Below are 14434 nucleotides of genomic sequence, written 5' to 3' on the forward strand. Positions count from 1 at the left end.
AACTCCGGCGGGTAGTTCTTCATGACCACGAGATGTCCGTTCTCAGATCCTCAGGATCCAGTGTCTCGTGTGTTCAACATCAGGGGTCAACGCCCCTCAATGCTCTGGGCGCTCGCATTCCACTGCCCCAGCTGTGCGCACCGCTGCGAGACCACCTTCGTCAGGCAAAGCGGTCGACACCGTCGGAGGCAGGCTGAGTCGGGGGCCCAGCGACTTCATCCGGGCTTGAAGACGGGAAGCTCATGTATGTGAGGTCAATGAGCACCGATCCTGGGATCGGTGCTCATTGACCTCACGCACACGTCTGGTTCCTGGAGCGGTTCAGGTTGCGCGGCGCAGAGGGACGACAACGTCCTCACCGGTGCTCATCGCGGTATGCGGCCAGCTTCCCCAGACAGCGCGGGGACAGCCGGCATCGCGATCCACTCGGGCCACAGGAGGCCAGCGCCTGCACGCCACCGTCCAGCCACAACTGATGCCACTGGTACGCCGACTTCGGACGCACCCGCAGGCGCCGTGCCACCTCGGGCGGCTTGATCTTCTGCTCGAACAGCTCGGCCGCCTGCATCCGCACCATCTCCCGGCGCTGACGTCCCGGAGGGGTCAGCCCGCCCCCATCCGCGTACCTCACACACCATGGAATACAGCCACTACCCCCAGGCCCAGCAGGGACTTCAAGAAAGCTCACCCTGACGAGCCGAAGTCAGTAGCATGTGACGCACCGATCGGGGGGTGGCATGCCGCAGGTTGTTGACGCCGAGGTGGTCGTGGTGGGCGGCGGCCCCGTCGGGATGCTCGTCGCCACCGAACTCGGGCTGCTGGGCACGAAGGTGCTCGTCCTGGAGACTCGGGCGGCGGTCTCGGACCGCCCGAAGGCCAATACCCTGCACGCCCGCGCCGTGCAGAGTCTGGCCAGGCGCGGCTATCTGGACGCGGTGACGGGCGTGGCGGACGCGGCTCCGCAGCCGTTCCACTTCGCCGGGATACAGGGCCTGCGGATCGCCGCCCCCGAGGGCGAGCCGACCCCCATCCTCAAACTCGCGCAGGCGGAACTTGAACATGCGCTTGAACAGCGCGCGTTGGCGCACGGAGTCACGGTGCTGCGCTCCCACGAGGTCACGCGGGTCTCACACGACCCAGACGGGGTGCGGGTTGTGGCCAACACACCGCACGGCACCCAGTCTTTCTCGGCGCTCTACCTGGTGGGAGCCGACGGTAGCGCCAGCCGGGTGCGCGAGCAGGCGGGCTTCGCTACGGACACCAGCGCGGCAACCGTCTCCGCGCTGATGGGGCAGGTCCGGTTCGCGGCCCCGGACACCGCGCCGCGTGGCTGGCAACGCACCCCCCGCGGTTGGATGGTGTGCCGGACCGAGTCCGACGGAACCGGGGTGATCCGCACACTGAACTTCGATGAGCCCGCCGACTGGCGCGCCCGGCCCACACTCGACGAGCTACGGACCGAGGTCCGCCGTATCCTCGGACGCGACGTGCCGATGACCGAGGCCCTGTTCCTGAGCAGATTCAGCGATTACACCCAGGTCGCGCGCGACTTCCGCCTCGGTCGCGTCTTCCTGGCCGGAGACGCCGCGCACATCCACTTCCCCATCGGAGGTCAGGGCCTGAGCACGGGGATCGCCGACGGTTTCAACCTCGCCTGGAAGCTCGCGTATGCGGTGCGCACGGGCGCGGGCGACCAGCTGCTCGACACCTACGACCTTGAGCGCCGCCCCGTCGTCGAACAGGTCGTGCGCAACACCCGTGCGCAGCTGGCCCTGATGCGCCCCGCGCCCGAACTCGACCCCCTGCGCGAACTGTTCGCGCGCATCCTGCCCTTCGACGAGGTCAACGCGCTCATCGGTGGTGCCCTGAGCGCGCAGGAGACCGTTTGCTCCGCCGGCCGGGACAGCGCCTGCGCGTGGACCGGCCGGTTCCTGCCCAACCAGCTCTTCAAGACGGACCACGGCGTCGAGGACGTCACGGAGCTGCTGCGTGCGGGGCGCCCGCTGATGCTGTACCACGCCGAGTCGGGGCAGCACCATGCGTCGGTGGCACAGGGCTGGGCCCACCTGCTCCGGACGGTCCAGGTGCACGGACAGCGTCCCCTGTCCCGGGACGCCCTGCTCGTCCGCCCCGACGGCTACATCGCCTGGACGTCCGCGAGCGAGGATCTCGCGGTCCTCCTGCACACTTGGTTCGGTCAGCACTGCTGATCACGCTGGAGAGGTGTCTCCCGTGGGCAGAGGGCTGATGTGATGCTGGTCCTGCGCCGGCTGCTGTCCGTGGACGCCAGGAAGCGCCCGCGTGCAGCAGGTGACTGATCGCGTCGAGTGGTACTCAGGACGGCGCTTATAGGTGAAGCGGGAGGCGGAAGGCAGGTCGGTCTCGATGCGGTCGGCGCAACACCGAGCGACTACGAACGACATCGTCGGGGAGGTCCAGGCCGGCTGCGGCGTGGGTGAGCGGCGCGTAGGCCGGATTCCACGCACCGAGGATCGTGGTCGTCTCGCAGCGCAGCCAGCCCGGTTTCCGGTACCGCTCGCCGTAGGGCGTGTACGAGCCACTGGGGTGTTGCAGGGCGACGGCGATGATGTCGGGTCCGTGGTCGTCATCCGGGCGCGGGCGAGCACGCTCTACGAACGGGCCGACCCGGACGGCGAGGTCCTGGCATTGGCCGGGGTCCAGGGCTGCAAGTCACCCAGGGCGGCGAGCAGTGCGCGGAACTGGTCGACGGCGGCCTGGTCCTCGGGGCTGAGGGCGCCGGGCGCGTGGCCGCAGCGGCAAAAGAGTCGCTTCATCGGGCGGGCTCCTGTCCGCGGGTGGGGTGGGTCCAGGGGAGGGCGAGACCGTCGCCGGCGGTGCGGGTAACGAGGTGGCCGTGCAGGTGGAACACGGACTGTTTCCTCGGGGTGCTTCTGGACCACGTTGAGGAACGTCGAGGTGAGCTCGGGTTTTCGGGCTGCGTGTCGTCAGCGACAGGTGTCGGTCACGAGGGGTTCTGCCGGTTGAGCTGTCCTGAGCTCACGGCTGGCTGCGCGGGCAGCCTCCAGTTCTTCGGTGCGTTCAGTGAGGAGGGTTCGCTGCAGGTCCCGAAGGGGACGGCGATGCTGCCGACGCGCACTCGGGCGTGCTCGTGGTCGAACAGGGCCTTCGCGGCGGGCCAGACGCGGTTGCCGTGGCGGTCGAACTGGCAGGTCACGACCTTGTCGCTGGCGGTGCGGAGGCGTTTCTCAGTGACGCGGTAGTAGGTCTGGGTGGTGGCGATGTGCTCGTGGGAGAGAAGTCGCGCAGGACGTCGGGCGGGGTGCCGGCGTCGGCGTGACGTTGCGCGTAGCTGTGGTGGTAGGCGTAGAGCACCCCGCGGCCTTGTCGAACTCGCTGCCGTCGTGCAGCAACAGCGGCGGGAGTTGGTTGACCCCCTTACGGTGGGCGGTGCCGATGCCGGCCTCGGTCATGCTGCGGGTGCCCTCGGGGGTGCGGTTGCGTGCCGCAGCTTCAGCGCGGGGGTGGAGGTTTCGGGGTAGCGGTTGCGGACGAGGCGTTGCTGCTAGCGCAGGATGGCGGCGGTGGTGTTGGTGATCGGGAGCCGCTGATCTTCGCGATTGTTCTTGCGTCGGTGAAGAGGAGGACGAACTTGCTGTCGTCGTCGGTGGCGAGGCAGTCGTGGCCGAGGCGGATGGTCTCGTTGGGTCTGCGGCCGGTGTGCATGAGGACCTCGACGGCGGCCGGCAGGTGGCTGTCGAGGCCTCCCAAGCTCGGCAGCGCGTCGTAGAGTTGTCGTAGCACCCCTGGGGGCAGGTCTCGGTTCTGGCCGTCACGGACACCTCCAGCCGGGACGTCGATCCCCCGCCGGATGGTGAACGTCGGCGGGAGCCCCGGCGGCGGGTTCCCCGGGCTCGGGGAGCCCCAGGGACCGGAAGTCGCACAGGATCCTCCCGGCCGTGCGGCACTGTGCAGGCGCTGATCAGCGCTGGCGTGGAGAAACAGGTGAGTTTGGGGCGGGCAGGTGGGCCCGCCCCAAACTCAGCGCCGGCGGCGACTCGTGAGTACGGCGAGAGTGACCATGCCCGTCAGCGCGGGCAGTCCGGCCAGCAGGGTCGCAGGGTGGAGCAGCGTATTGGCGTACGGGTTCGGCTCGGGGTCGAGGAGTGTCGGGAGCTCGCCCATGGCCATCGCGGTGAAGAGGATCCCGACCCCCACGAAGAAGCCGAGCAGCCCCATGAGAACGGCGATCTGCAGCATCGAGGCGAGCCCCTGCCGGCTTCGGCCGTCCCTCCCGCCCGTTTCGGCTTCGGCTTCGGCCCAGCGGACTTCGCGGACGGGTCTCCAGTACTTCCCGTAGAAGAAGACCAAGGTGAGCAGCAGGAAAACGAGCCCGACGGAGACGAACATTCCGTAGAGTCCGGCGTTCTCGTCCTCCTGGCCCACGGCGACGACGATAGGCCCGACGAAGGCGGCCGGCATGACGATCCACCAGACCAGGTAGGTCCGGACGACCTCGATCCAGCGGACCCGGGACCTGCCGACGATGTCGTAGCTGGTGGTCGTCCTGGTGGAGAAGAGTCCGCTCTGATCGCTGTACCCGGTTTGCCGCACGTAGTACCGACTGAGCGGGACGACCGGCAGGATGACCATGAACCAGCAGGTGGCGAGGAACCCTCCGCTCCCATCGGCACGGGAGTTATGCAGCAGCATCATGCCGATGGCGTTGTAGGTCCCCAATTCGGGAAGGTCTTCGTCGGGGCCAGGGGGTACAGGGGGTCGGCCATATGGAGCGGGGTATTCGCCCCGCGTCAGTCCCGGGAGTTCCAATGCTCCATGGAACACTGCCCTCCGGCATCACCACCCGCTCCGCCACCCATGGATGTCCAGCAGCAGGCCGTCCAGCGGCCCGCCGACCAGTTCCGCGTAGGTCCGGTGTCGGAGCGGGCCGGGGATCGTCGTGCTCCGCATGACCTCGCCCGTGGCGTAGTCCGGGAAGCAGGCCGGGCCAGTGCCCGGCGGGTAAGGCTGTGGGCCCACCCCGTCACCGGCGTAGGCCCACAGTTCACGAACACAGCGACTTGGGGCCGTACTCGGCTCGGAGTTGGTCGCCGTTCTCTGTTGGCCACACCTGAATCGGTTGCCCAGCAGTCACCCCCGTCAGGCCGCGTCGGCGGCTGCACCCAGGATCCGGGCCAGCTCGGCAGGCTTGGTGACCATGGGCCAGTGGCCCGAGTCAATATCCGCAAAGTCGACGTGCTGGGCTCGGGCGAGTTCCGGAACGTCCCCAGCGTTGATCCACTCCTGAGCCTGCGCGGACGTGAACTCCGGGCACACGACCACGACCGGGACGTCGAACCGCCGGTCGTCTGCCAGACGCACCACGCCCTTGGCCACGCCCTGGGGCACGGGGATCGCAGCAGCCGCCAGCTCTCGCCTGGCCTCGTCGTCGAGGTCGGCGGCGTCCGGCCCTTCGAACGGGCCCCACCCCGGGAAAGGCATGACGCCGCCCCGCACCTTAAAGAAATCGGCGTACAGCTGGCCGTTGGTGGACGGGAAGCCGCCGATGAGGCAAACCTTGGCCAGCCGCCCCGGCCGCCGGTCGGCGGCCAGCCAAGCCAGCGTGCAGGCGGCGGAATGCCCCACCACCATGGGCTTGCCGGGCGCCGCGTCCACAGCAGCGAGCACCGCCTCCACCTGGTCCTCGAGCGTGGCGGATACGGAGCCGTCCCCCTGGCCCGGGAGAGTAAGCGGCACCGGGCGATGGCCCAGCGCCTCCAGCGCGCAGACGACGCGGTCCCATACCGACCTATTCAGCCACAGACCGCCGATGAGCAGGATGTTCATGGTCAGTTCCCCTTCTTCTGCTTCACGGAAGCCACCGTAGAAGGAGTTCCGGACAATCCCCTGCCGGTTTGTCTGGCGACCGCCCAAGCGCCCTGGGTAAAGGTCGGTGACAGTCACCTCTGGAACCCGTCCCGGCCACCCTCGCCCCACCGGGCCGGCACATCCCGCGGAGCCCTTCGCCCCTGGAGCTCAGAGCAGCCGATTAGCCTGCTGTCGTGCCGAACGATCTCAGCCCCACCGCGCGAGCACTGCGCGCCCTGGAGATCCTCCAGACCCGCCCCGGTACCACGGCCGGTGAACTTGCCCTACGGCTGGGCGTCACGGAGCGAGCCGCGCGCCGATACGTCGGGATACTCCGAGAGGCCGGCGTCCCCGTGCAGTCGGCCCGGGGACCGCACGGCGGATACCGGCTGGGGCGCGGGACGAGGCTGCCCCCTGTGCATTTCACGCAGGCCGAGGCCCTCGGCCTGGTGATGGCCGTACTCAGCGGCCAGCCGAGCGAGGCCGGCGCCGAAGACCTGGTCGGCACCGCCCTGGGCAAGGTCGTCAAGGCGCTACCGGAAAGCGTCGGCCACCAAGCGGCCATGCTGCGGGAGTACGCCTCGGCCGCACCGGACCCGTGCTCCGCCCGCCCGGATCCGGCCGTCACCAGCGAACTCGTGGGTGCCGTCGCGGCCCGCCGCCGCGTGGTGGTCACGTACCGCAGCGAGGTCGGCAATGAGTGGGAGGCGCAGGTAGACCCCTGGTCTCTCGTCGTCCGCTACGGGCGCTGGTACCTGCTGTGCCACTCCCACCGCGCAAACGCAATCCGCACCTACCGGGTCGACCGGATCCGCGCGGTCCGGCGGACCGAGCACGACTTCGAACCACCCGCAGGCCTCGACCCGGTGGCGGTACTGGAGGAAAACCTGGGCCTGGGATGGGAGTTCTCCACCCGCGTCGTGTTCGACCTCCCCCTGACCGAGGTGGCCCCCCGGGTCCGACCGCCCATGGGACGCCTTGAACCCTTGGGGGACGGATGCGTTCTCATCGGCAGCACCCGCAACCCGACCATGTACGCGCAGGAATGGCTGGCGAGTCTGCCGTTCGCCTTCCGCGTCGAGGGCGGAGACGAACTGCGTGCCGCGGTCGTGGCACTCGCAGCGCGTTTCACCACCGCCGTGGCCCCTTCTTCACCTGATTACGGCGGGCTGGATCCTTGAAGGACGAGGAACCGATCCGAGAAACGCACGTAGCCAAGCCGCCTTGCTCGTCATCGATGTCGCGGGCGCCGACGACCCGACCGTGTTTGCCTTCCAGGACGCCGTCGCCCGCGAGTGGGGGCCGCGCCAGCCAAGCGCACGACACGTGACCCGGGGCAAACGGGCGTAGGTCTCCGCTTGTACGCCCGTCTTCGGCAACCACTCCCCAGCCCGCCGAGTACGACGCGCTCGGGCGCTCCGCCCTGAAGTGAGGAGTGGTCCGCCACCTCTGGAGGCCCGCTCCACTCACCCTCACCACACCCGTCACCCGTCACCCGGTCCTGGCGCGCTGAAGGATCGTCCGTACGTCCTCCTGGAACTGTAGGCGTCGGACGAAGATGCGCCGGTACGTGACGGGGAAGTGGAGCTCCAAGGGTTTTCCGGCGCCTCAGAGCACGCGCAGGACGCCGACGACCTTGCCGAGGATCTGAGCCTGGTCATCGGGGATCGGCTTGTAGGCGGGGTTGCGGGGCATCAGCCGCACCTTCCCCTCCTGAGGGCGCAACCGATCCGGGCGCGAGCCCTTCCTGAGCGATCTTGCTCATCAACAGGTCGGCAAAGGGGCGGTGGTGTCTCGACGGCGAGTGAGAACTGCAAAGATCTCTTCGCGAAGACTTCTTTGCGAAGAACTCTTTGCAGACTACTGTGTGCCGCATGGCTGATGCAGTGGAGAGGCCGGCTGGCCCGAACGTTGAAGAGGACGCGGTTGTCCTGGATGCCAAGGGGCTGCGAGCCCTCGCGCATCCGGTGCGCGTGCAGTTGGTCGGGCTGCTGCGGAAGTACGGCCCGTCGACCGCCACCCGCCTCGCGCAGCGGCTGGGCGTGAATTCCGGGACGGCCAGCTACCACCTCCGGCAGCTCGGCGCGGCTGGTTTCGTCGAGGAGGACACCGAACGCGGCAACGCGCGAGAACGCTGGTGGCGTTCGGTGCACCGGACGACCTGCTTCAACGATCCGGAGCTGGCCGAGCGGGAGCCCGAGGCCACACTGGCCTACCAGCAATCCGTCGCCGCCATCTACACCCTGCGCACGCAGCAGACCCTGAACGGGCTTCAGACGATGCCACGCGCATGGCGGAACACCTTCGACATGAGCGACTGGGCCTTGCGGCTCACGCCCGAGGAAGCCGTGGCCCTGTACCGGGAGTTGACGGAAGTCATCGCGCGCTACCGACGCGACACGCCGGAGACGGCCGCAAGTGCCCCAGAGCGCGCCGAACGGGTCGCCGTGATCACGCAGATCCTGCCCGAACTGGATGCGCCTGCCGCGTCGCCGCTCCCTTCCGGCCCTCAGGAAGAGGAAGGAAGCCCGACGTCATGACCGGCGACGCCCCGGAGGCCAGCGGCATACCCGGCAAGAGGTCCTTACGCCCGCTGGGCGGGGTACTGGCGGCCATGGCCGTATCTCTGACCGGCACGCGGATCTCCGTTGTGGCACTGCCCTGGTTCGTCCTCGTCACAACCGGCAGCGCCACCCAGACCGGACTGGTCGCCTTCTGCGAGATGACTCCCTACGTGGTGGTCAAGGCGTTCACCGGACCGCTGGTGGACCGGATCGGCCCGCGGGCCGTTTCCTGGACCACCGATCTGGCCAGCGCGACCGCCGCCGCCGCGGTTCCCCTGCTCCACGCCCTGGACCTGCTGCCCTTTCCCCTTCTGCTGGTCCTGGTCGCGCTGATCGGCGCGACCCGGGGACCCGGCGACCTGGCCAAGGAGGTGATGGTCCCGGAAGCGGCCGAGCGCGGCCTGGTGCCGCTGGAGCGGGCCACCGGTCTGGCCGGTGTGACCGAGCGGCTCGCCTCCACCGTCGGCCTTGCGGCCGGCGGATCCCTAGTGGCGGTGCTCGGTCCCCTGACGGGGCTGGCCGTCAACGCGGGCTGCTTCGCCCTTGGATCGGTGATCATCAAACTCGCGCTGCCTCGCGGCATGGGGCACGCAGGCGTGGAAGCCCCCTTGCCGGCCGGGGAGACGGGACCGGGCTACTGGCAGCGGCTCGGCGAAGGCTTCACCTTCCTGCGCGGCGAGCCACTGCTGCTCACCGTCATCGTCATGGTCGGCATCACCAACCTGCTGGACGCGGCGATCACCTCGGTGCTCATACCCGTCTGGGCCAGGGAGTCCGGCAACGGGCCGACCTCGATCGGCCTGATGGGCAGCGTCATGGGAGCCGCGGCGGTCGGCGGGAGCCTCATCGCCGCGGTGGTCGCGCACCGGCTGCGGCGGCGAGTGGTGGTTCTCACCGGGTTCCTGCTGCTCGGGGCACCGAGGTTCCTGATCCTCACCTTCGATGCCCCGCTGGGAGCAGTACTGGCCGTCTTCGTGGTCAGTGGGTTCGGTGCCGGCTTCGTCAACCCAGTGCTGGGAGCCGTCCTCGTCGAGCGGGTACCGCGCCGGATGCTGGGCCGGGTCAACGCCCTCGGTGACTCGCTGGCCTGGGCCGGTATCCCTCTCGGCGGGCTGCTCACCGGGGCGGCGGTGACCGCTGTCGGACTCGTGCCGGTGCTGCTCGCCTGTGCCGCCGCGTACTTCCTCACCACGAATCTGGCCGGACTGCGGCCGGAATGGCGGGAGATAGACCGTACGCGTGGGCGGGGAGTCCTGAAGCCGCGATCCAAGGAGGACACCTCACAAGAGGCGAATATAGCGACATGACCTCCCGGAGGGAGGGTGTACGACATCGATCTTCGGCTGCGCCTCCGAGAAACCTGCGTTCCCCGCCGAGATGTTCTCCGCCCGGAAGAGCCCTGAGCAACCTTGGACCAAGCGGTGAAGTGACGGCGTACACGCGAATGTGGCCCTGACACGAAAGATGCAAGCGACTGCGAGGTCAGGACGTTGTGATGGGTTCGAAGCGGACGGTCATTCCGAGGCTGTTCTCTTCCTTGATCATGCGGCGCATGGCACGTTCGGGGTCACGCTTGGTGAAGTAGTCGGTGCCAAGATCACGGTAGGGGACATCGTCGTGCAGGACGTGCCAGATCGCGATGGCGAGTTTGTGCATGACCGCGACCACGGCGCGTTTGCCTCCCCGGCGTGCGGAAATGCGCCGGAAGTAGGCGGCGAGGTAGGCGTCCTTGTTCCTGATCGCGGCCATGGCAGCGACGCCGAGCAGCCGTTTAAGGTTGCTGTTGCCTGGTCGGGTCGTGCCCGACTTGCTCACTCCCGCGGACTCGTTCTGCCCAGGACAGACACCGATCCACGACGCGAGGTGTCCGGCGGTCGGGAACTGGTTCATGTCCCCTCCGGTCTCGGCCAGGATGATCTCTGCTGCCATCCGGCCGATTCCCGGGATCGAGTCGAGAAGGTCCAGCTCGTGCTCCCGCTCGGCCAGAAGGCCGGCGATCCGGGCGTCGAACACGCTGACGGCGCTCTTGAAGCGGTCGATCTCGTCGAGGTAGTGGCGGACCATGAAGGCATGGTGGTCGGTGAAGTCGCCGTCCAGAGCCTCAACGAGGGCTGGGATCTTCGCTCGGGCCTTGCCGACGGCGAGGCCCGCCAGCTGACCGGGGTCACGTTCCCCAGCGACGAGGGCCTCCAGGATTGCTCGGCCACTCACACCTGTGACGTCGGTCAGCACCGAGGTGAGTTTCATACCGGTGTCCTCCAGTTCCTTCTCCAGCCGCTGAACCTCCCAGCCCGCGGCCCGCACGAGCTCGGTACGCCTGCGGGTCAGATCCCGCAGTTCCCGGACCGCACGCTCGGGGACGAACGAGGCCATCACCATCCCGGACGCGCCGGCCCGGGCGAGGAAGGCCGCGTCGCTGGGGTCGCCCTTGCGGCCCCGAATACCCTTAAGGTGCGCGGGGTTGACCAGCATCAGGTTGAGATGGGGCTGCAGAACGTAGTAGACACTGCGCCAGTAGTCGGCGGTGGCCTCCATGACCACCACCTCTACTTCACGCTCCGCCAGCCAGGTCAACAGCCGGCGGACTTCCGACCGCGTGGTCCCGAACCGCTCCGTCTCCAGACTCCAGATCCATGACCGCTTCGTGCTGGGCGTGCGCACGCAGGCCAGCAGGAACCGCTTGCCCAGGTCCACTCCCGCGGACCGCAGATGGATGACCTCGTCCTTCACTTCCTGCCGATTCATCGCCCGCTCCCGACAGCCGCGCCCACCCCGCTCGACGGCTGTCCCGGAGGAGTCAAGGGAAGACTCGGAGTCTGACACGCGTGGTCCCGGACGGCAGATGCCGCCATGGCGACAAACCGTGGTCCCCTCGGCTGACCCCCGCACCATCCTGGCAAACGAGCTCACCGGCATCGCAGAGCCATCGGTGTCGCCGGGACATCCAACTCTACTTGCCCGCACTCGAGGTGATCAGCGCAGCGATACGCCTTCCTGGCAAGATTTCCGTGAAGCGGGAGTGTGCCACCGTGCGCCGGTGACGCTCCGTCACGGGTAGCGTCGCCGGAGCAGGACCATGAGGATGACGCGGTGGCGGAGGAGCGGGACCCCCGCGCGTCCTGCCATGATCCGTTTCTGCAGCTTCAGATCGGTGATGCGGCCTTAATTGACGCCGGAGTTGAACGGGTGGTGATGCCCTGCACGACCGCGGGCTGGTCCTCGCGGAGAGCCTTGGCCAGACTGGCCAAGGCCGGGAGGCGAGAGGGTGCGAGGTGTTCGAGCCAATCGGTCAGCCCGGAACCGTCTCGGGTGTCAAGCATGGCGGCGAACTGACGCACCGGGTCGTGGGTGCGATCCAGTTCCGGGCAGCGATCGAGGATCCGCTTGAGTGACTCGTCGGCGTGCAGGCCGCGCCGGGATGGCTCGGTGGTGATCCAGCGGGCGGCCTGGCGGGGCGAGGGCGGCCGTTCGCGCGGCGTGTCAATCGGCAGCCCTCGGCGTAGCGGCGCGATGGCCATCTTGACTCTCTGGTAGTGGCCGCAGTAGCCCTTGGCGAGGATCTCTTGGTGTAGGACCGTCGCGGTGTGCTGGCCCTCCTCCCAGCGTTAACGCAAGTACTCGAGATACGGGTCGAGGCTCGTGGACCGGCGCGGCGGAGTGCGCCGTACGCAGTCCTGCCAGGAAGCCGCGCGGGCGTACTTCGCCACGGTGCGCCGGTTCGGGCCCAGCTCACGGGCTATCGCGCTGAGCGAGCGGGCGGAGTCGGAGACCGCGCGCACCGCCTCGAACAGCCGCTTGGCGTGGCGGCGGACTGGAGTATCGGCCGCCTCGGACAGTTCCGCCGACGGTGGTTACGCCACCGGTTCGGATTCAGGGACTGCGGCGGACAGGCAGCCGCGGTGGGCTGCGGCGATGTCCGAGACCCTCTTCGACAGTCCCTGCCAGAGGTGAAAACGGTCGCTGACCTGCACCGCGTCCGGGGCGCCGTCAGTGATGCCCTGCCGGTAGGTGAGCGAGCCGTCCCGGCACACCACCTCGACACTGGGATACCTGCGCAGCCAGGCGGCCAGCTGCCCGGCATCGTGCCCGGCCCACAACTCAATCGGCAGCCGCGTGTCGGCATCCACCAGCAGCGTGCCGTAGACGTCGGCGTACTGGGCGAAGTCGTCCACGCCCAGCACCCGCGGTGTTGCGACCGACGGTAGCCGTATACGCATCAGTTGGAACAGCACACTCGTCCGTGACAGCGGCGCCTTCAAGATATGCAGGAGCCGGGCTCCGCCACGGCCGGCGAGCAGCACCCCGGCCATCTCCACCAGATGCTGAAGCAGGGGACTGCGCCGCTGGTAGCGCACCGTCAGCCCTTCCACCTGCTCGGAAAACGTCCGCCGGCCACAGCTCGGACTGTCGCAAAACAACCACCTCACCGTCAGGCCGATCAGCACTGGGCGGCCACCAAGAGCGACGCCGGCCAGCGTGCGGGAATATCGGCTGTGCACCCGCGCCGACTCCCGACCGCAATCCGGACACGCCACCGTCAACTCGCGGGTACGGGCAGCGATACGGACTACGCCGCATGCCGACCACACCCTTTCCGCCCGCACCGCATCCAGGTGCGGAGACACAGTTCGTACGAGGTCATCACACTCGCCGAGACTGCCGCTACCTGTGACGGAGTGTCACCGGCGCACGGTGGCTAAACACAAATACAGCGTCAGGTCCCGAAACCCACCCTCAGCCGTCGCCACAAGCCCCACACATCCTCTTCACGGCCCGCTCGGTGCCCTTGCACAGCACGCCAGCGTGCAATCTCAGGCAGGGCTAGCCAGTCGGCGGCGATGGACAGGGATCCGGTCGCGCTTGCAGGCGGCGCTGTGTCTGTTCGGTGTGACGGCCCTGGCGGAGCCAGCTGTGCGCGGTTTCACCAGCCGGGTGGTGGCTCGGCTGAATGCGGCGGAACCGGGTCTGTGGTCACGGTCGTGGGCGTAGACGGCGCGTTCAGCGGCCGTTTCATCGCCTGTGATGCCCGCGTGCGTGCTGTGCGACCGTCGCCGCGATCGCCTGGCAGTAGCGCATCACGCCCGGCGACCGTTTCACACATGGCTTGGGGTCCTTGGTCATCGGCTCCAAGCAGAAGTGCAAGTAGTCCTTGTCGTGGTGCAGTTCGGTGGTCGTGCCCTCGGTGCAGTACTCGGGATGGGCGCGCTCGTACGCATTGCAGGGCAGCCGCTGCACCCAGGTGTAACGGTCGCCCGCGCGCGACACCGCGGCGCCGGCGTCGGCCGTGACGTCGCCAGTGGAGGCGGCCTGGGCCTTGTAGATTTCGTTGACGCGCCGGATGCGGTCCGGGGCCATCGGATCGGGGCCCTGGAGTACCCAGACGAGCTTGGGACGCTCGATGCCCACGTCGGCCGCCGCGCGCTCGATCTCAGCGGTCAGGGCGCGGGCGTCGGCGGCGTACCGCTCGTAGTAGGCACGCTGGGGCGCGAGTATCTTGCCCATGCACGGCGTGTAGATCCAGGAGTTGCCCCAGAACTGGAGCACCACGACCTGGGGCCGCTCCGCGCGCACCAGTGCTGCCGCCGTGTGGTTGCGGGGGACGAGGAGAGAGTCCCCGGTCTTGTCCTCCATGTAGTCGCAGAGCGTGGTGCCGGAGTGCGGGGCGCTGTGCAGAGTCGCGGTGCCAGAGTCCTCGAGGAGATTGGCGAGAATCTTGTGGTTTTCCAGGGCGATGGAGTCGCCCAGGTAGAGGGCACGGACGGGCTTGTGGGCGGGGTCGTCGGCGGGATCTGCGGGTTGCGAGGGGTCGGTCCCCGGTTCCGCTTGCGACTCTGGTTCCGGGTAGGGGCTCTCTTCGGCCGCTTTTCCGGCGGACGTGGGGGTAGCGGGGGGTGCGGGTGCGGCGGCCGCGCCCGAGGGGTCGGAGTCGACCATCATCCGCCAGCCGAATACTGCGGCTACCACCAGAGCGAGCACGGTAGCGGCGAGGGTGCCACCTCTCAACCGGCTTCGTCCCTCGTTCA

Annotated in this window: 12 protein-coding genes and 3 pseudogenes; 5 read left to right on the plus strand and 10 right to left on the minus strand. The window is 68.5% G+C overall.

All coding sequences use genetic code 11. The annotated features are described in order from the left end of the window. Positions 1 to 364: 364 nt before the first annotated feature. Positions 365 to 631 (minus strand): annotated as a pseudogene (locus tag ACWD11_RS33715) (helix-turn-helix domain-containing protein); the annotation flags it as partial. Between the two features lie 106 nt (positions 632 to 737). On the opposite strand from ACWD11_RS33715, the gene ACWD11_RS33720 reads away from it, so the two are divergent. Beyond that, on the plus strand, positions 738 to 2210 hold the full coding sequence (locus ACWD11_RS33720) for an FAD-dependent monooxygenase (protein ID WP_451287688.1): 1473 nt from the start codon (positions 738 to 740) through the stop codon (positions 2208 to 2210). 420 nt (positions 2211 to 2630) lie between these two features. Here ACWD11_RS33720 and ACWD11_RS33725 read toward each other — a convergent pair whose 3' ends face one another. The 3 genes from ACWD11_RS33725 to ACWD11_RS33735 form a co-directional block, all read right to left on the minus strand. Beyond that, positions 2631 to 2795, minus strand: coding sequence for a hypothetical protein (locus tag ACWD11_RS33725; protein WP_389421561.1), 165 nt, complete (start codon positions 2793 to 2795; stop codon positions 2631 to 2633). 1225 nt (positions 2796 to 4020) lie between these two features. Then, positions 4021 to 4719 carry a hypothetical protein gene (locus tag ACWD11_RS33730; RefSeq protein ID WP_451287690.1) on the minus strand — a complete coding sequence of 233 codons (699 nt, stop codon included), beginning with the start codon at positions 4717 to 4719 and terminating at the stop codon, positions 4021 to 4023. Between the two features lie 420 nt (positions 4720 to 5139). Then, complete coding sequence (locus ACWD11_RS33735; RefSeq protein WP_451287692.1) at positions 5140 to 5826, minus strand: alpha/beta fold hydrolase; 687 nt, start codon at positions 5824 to 5826, stop codon at positions 5140 to 5142. A 215-nt stretch (positions 5827 to 6041) separates the two neighbouring features. Between ACWD11_RS33735 and ACWD11_RS33740 the strand changes: the two genes are divergently transcribed. The 4 genes and pseudogenes from ACWD11_RS33740 (at position 6042) to ACWD11_RS33755 (ending at position 9718) form a co-directional block, all read left to right on the plus strand. Further along, entirely contained in the window at positions 6042 to 7028 is a 987-nt protein-coding gene (locus ACWD11_RS33740; RefSeq protein WP_451287694.1) for a helix-turn-helix transcriptional regulator, read from the plus strand. Next, positions 6946 to 7274: pseudogene (locus tag ACWD11_RS33745) on the plus strand (DUF6207 family protein). The gene ACWD11_RS33740 and the pseudogene ACWD11_RS33745 overlap by 83 nt, the downstream one beginning before the upstream one ends. Positions 7275 to 7721: 447 nt before the next feature. Next, on the plus strand, positions 7722 to 8387 hold the full coding sequence (locus ACWD11_RS33750) for an ArsR/SmtB family transcription factor (protein WP_389421566.1): 666 nt from the start codon (positions 7722 to 7724) through the stop codon (positions 8385 to 8387). Further along, a complete protein-coding gene (locus tag ACWD11_RS33755) occupies positions 8384 to 9718 on the plus strand; it encodes an MFS transporter (protein ID WP_451287697.1) in 1335 nt (444 codons plus the stop codon). Before ACWD11_RS33750 ends, ACWD11_RS33755 begins: the two co-directional genes overlap by 4 nt. Before the next feature lie 175 nt (positions 9719 to 9893). Here ACWD11_RS33755 and ACWD11_RS33760 read toward each other — a convergent pair whose 3' ends face one another. From ACWD11_RS33760 to ACWD11_RS33785, 6 genes and pseudogenes are all read right to left on the minus strand, one after another. Continuing rightward, complete coding sequence (locus ACWD11_RS33760) at positions 9894 to 11105, minus strand: IS110 family transposase (RefSeq protein ID WP_451287699.1); 1212 nt, start codon at positions 11103 to 11105, stop codon at positions 9894 to 9896. 449 nt (positions 11106 to 11554) lie between these two features. Further along, positions 11555 to 11929: a hypothetical protein gene (locus ACWD11_RS33765; RefSeq protein ID WP_451287701.1), complete on the minus strand. Its 375-nt coding sequence runs from the start codon at positions 11927 to 11929 to the stop codon at positions 11555 to 11557. A gap of 87 nt (positions 11930 to 12016) precedes the next feature. Further along, entirely contained in the window at positions 12017 to 12190 is a 174-nt protein-coding gene (locus ACWD11_RS33770; protein WP_451287703.1) for a hypothetical protein, read from the minus strand. Positions 12191 to 12262: 72 nt separating this feature from the next. Further along, positions 12263 to 12856: a transposase gene (locus ACWD11_RS33775; protein ID WP_389421570.1), complete on the minus strand. Its 594-nt coding sequence runs from the start codon at positions 12854 to 12856 to the stop codon at positions 12263 to 12265. A 21-nt stretch (positions 12857 to 12877) separates the two neighbouring features. Next, a pseudogene (locus ACWD11_RS33780) lies at positions 12878 to 13036 on the minus strand (hypothetical protein); the annotation flags it as partial. Positions 13037 to 13421: 385 nt separating this feature from the next. Then, complete coding sequence (locus ACWD11_RS33785; RefSeq protein WP_451287705.1) at positions 13422 to 14375, minus strand: SGNH/GDSL hydrolase family protein; 954 nt, start codon at positions 14373 to 14375, stop codon at positions 13422 to 13424. Positions 14376 to 14434: the final 59 nt, after the last annotated feature.

Source organism: Streptomyces sp. NPDC002776 (assembly GCF_053592195.1).

Bases quoted from the DNA above. Each gene is read 5' to 3' on its own strand.
- ACWD11_RS33750 (WP_389421566.1), top strand. From the start codon at position 7,722: ATGGCTGATGCAGTGGAGAGGCCGGCTGGCCCGAACGTTGAAGAGGAC.
- ACWD11_RS33720 (WP_451287688.1), top strand. From the start codon at position 738: ATGCCGCAGGTTGTTGACGCCGAGGTGGTCGTGGTGGGCGGCGGCCCC.
- ACWD11_RS33765 (WP_451287701.1), bottom strand. From the start codon at position 11,929: ATGGCCATCGCGCCGCTACGCCGAGGGCTGCCGATTGACACGCCGCGC.
- ACWD11_RS33735 (WP_451287692.1), bottom strand. From the start codon at position 5,826: ATGAACATCCTGCTCATCGGCGGTCTGTGGCTGAATAGGTCGGTATGG.
- ACWD11_RS33755 (WP_451287697.1), top strand. From the start codon at position 8,384: ATGACCGGCGACGCCCCGGAGGCCAGCGGCATACCCGGCAAGAGGTCC.
- ACWD11_RS33725 (WP_389421561.1), bottom strand. From the start codon at position 2,795: ATGAAGCGACTCTTTTGCCGCTGCGGCCACGCGCCCGGCGCCCTCAGC.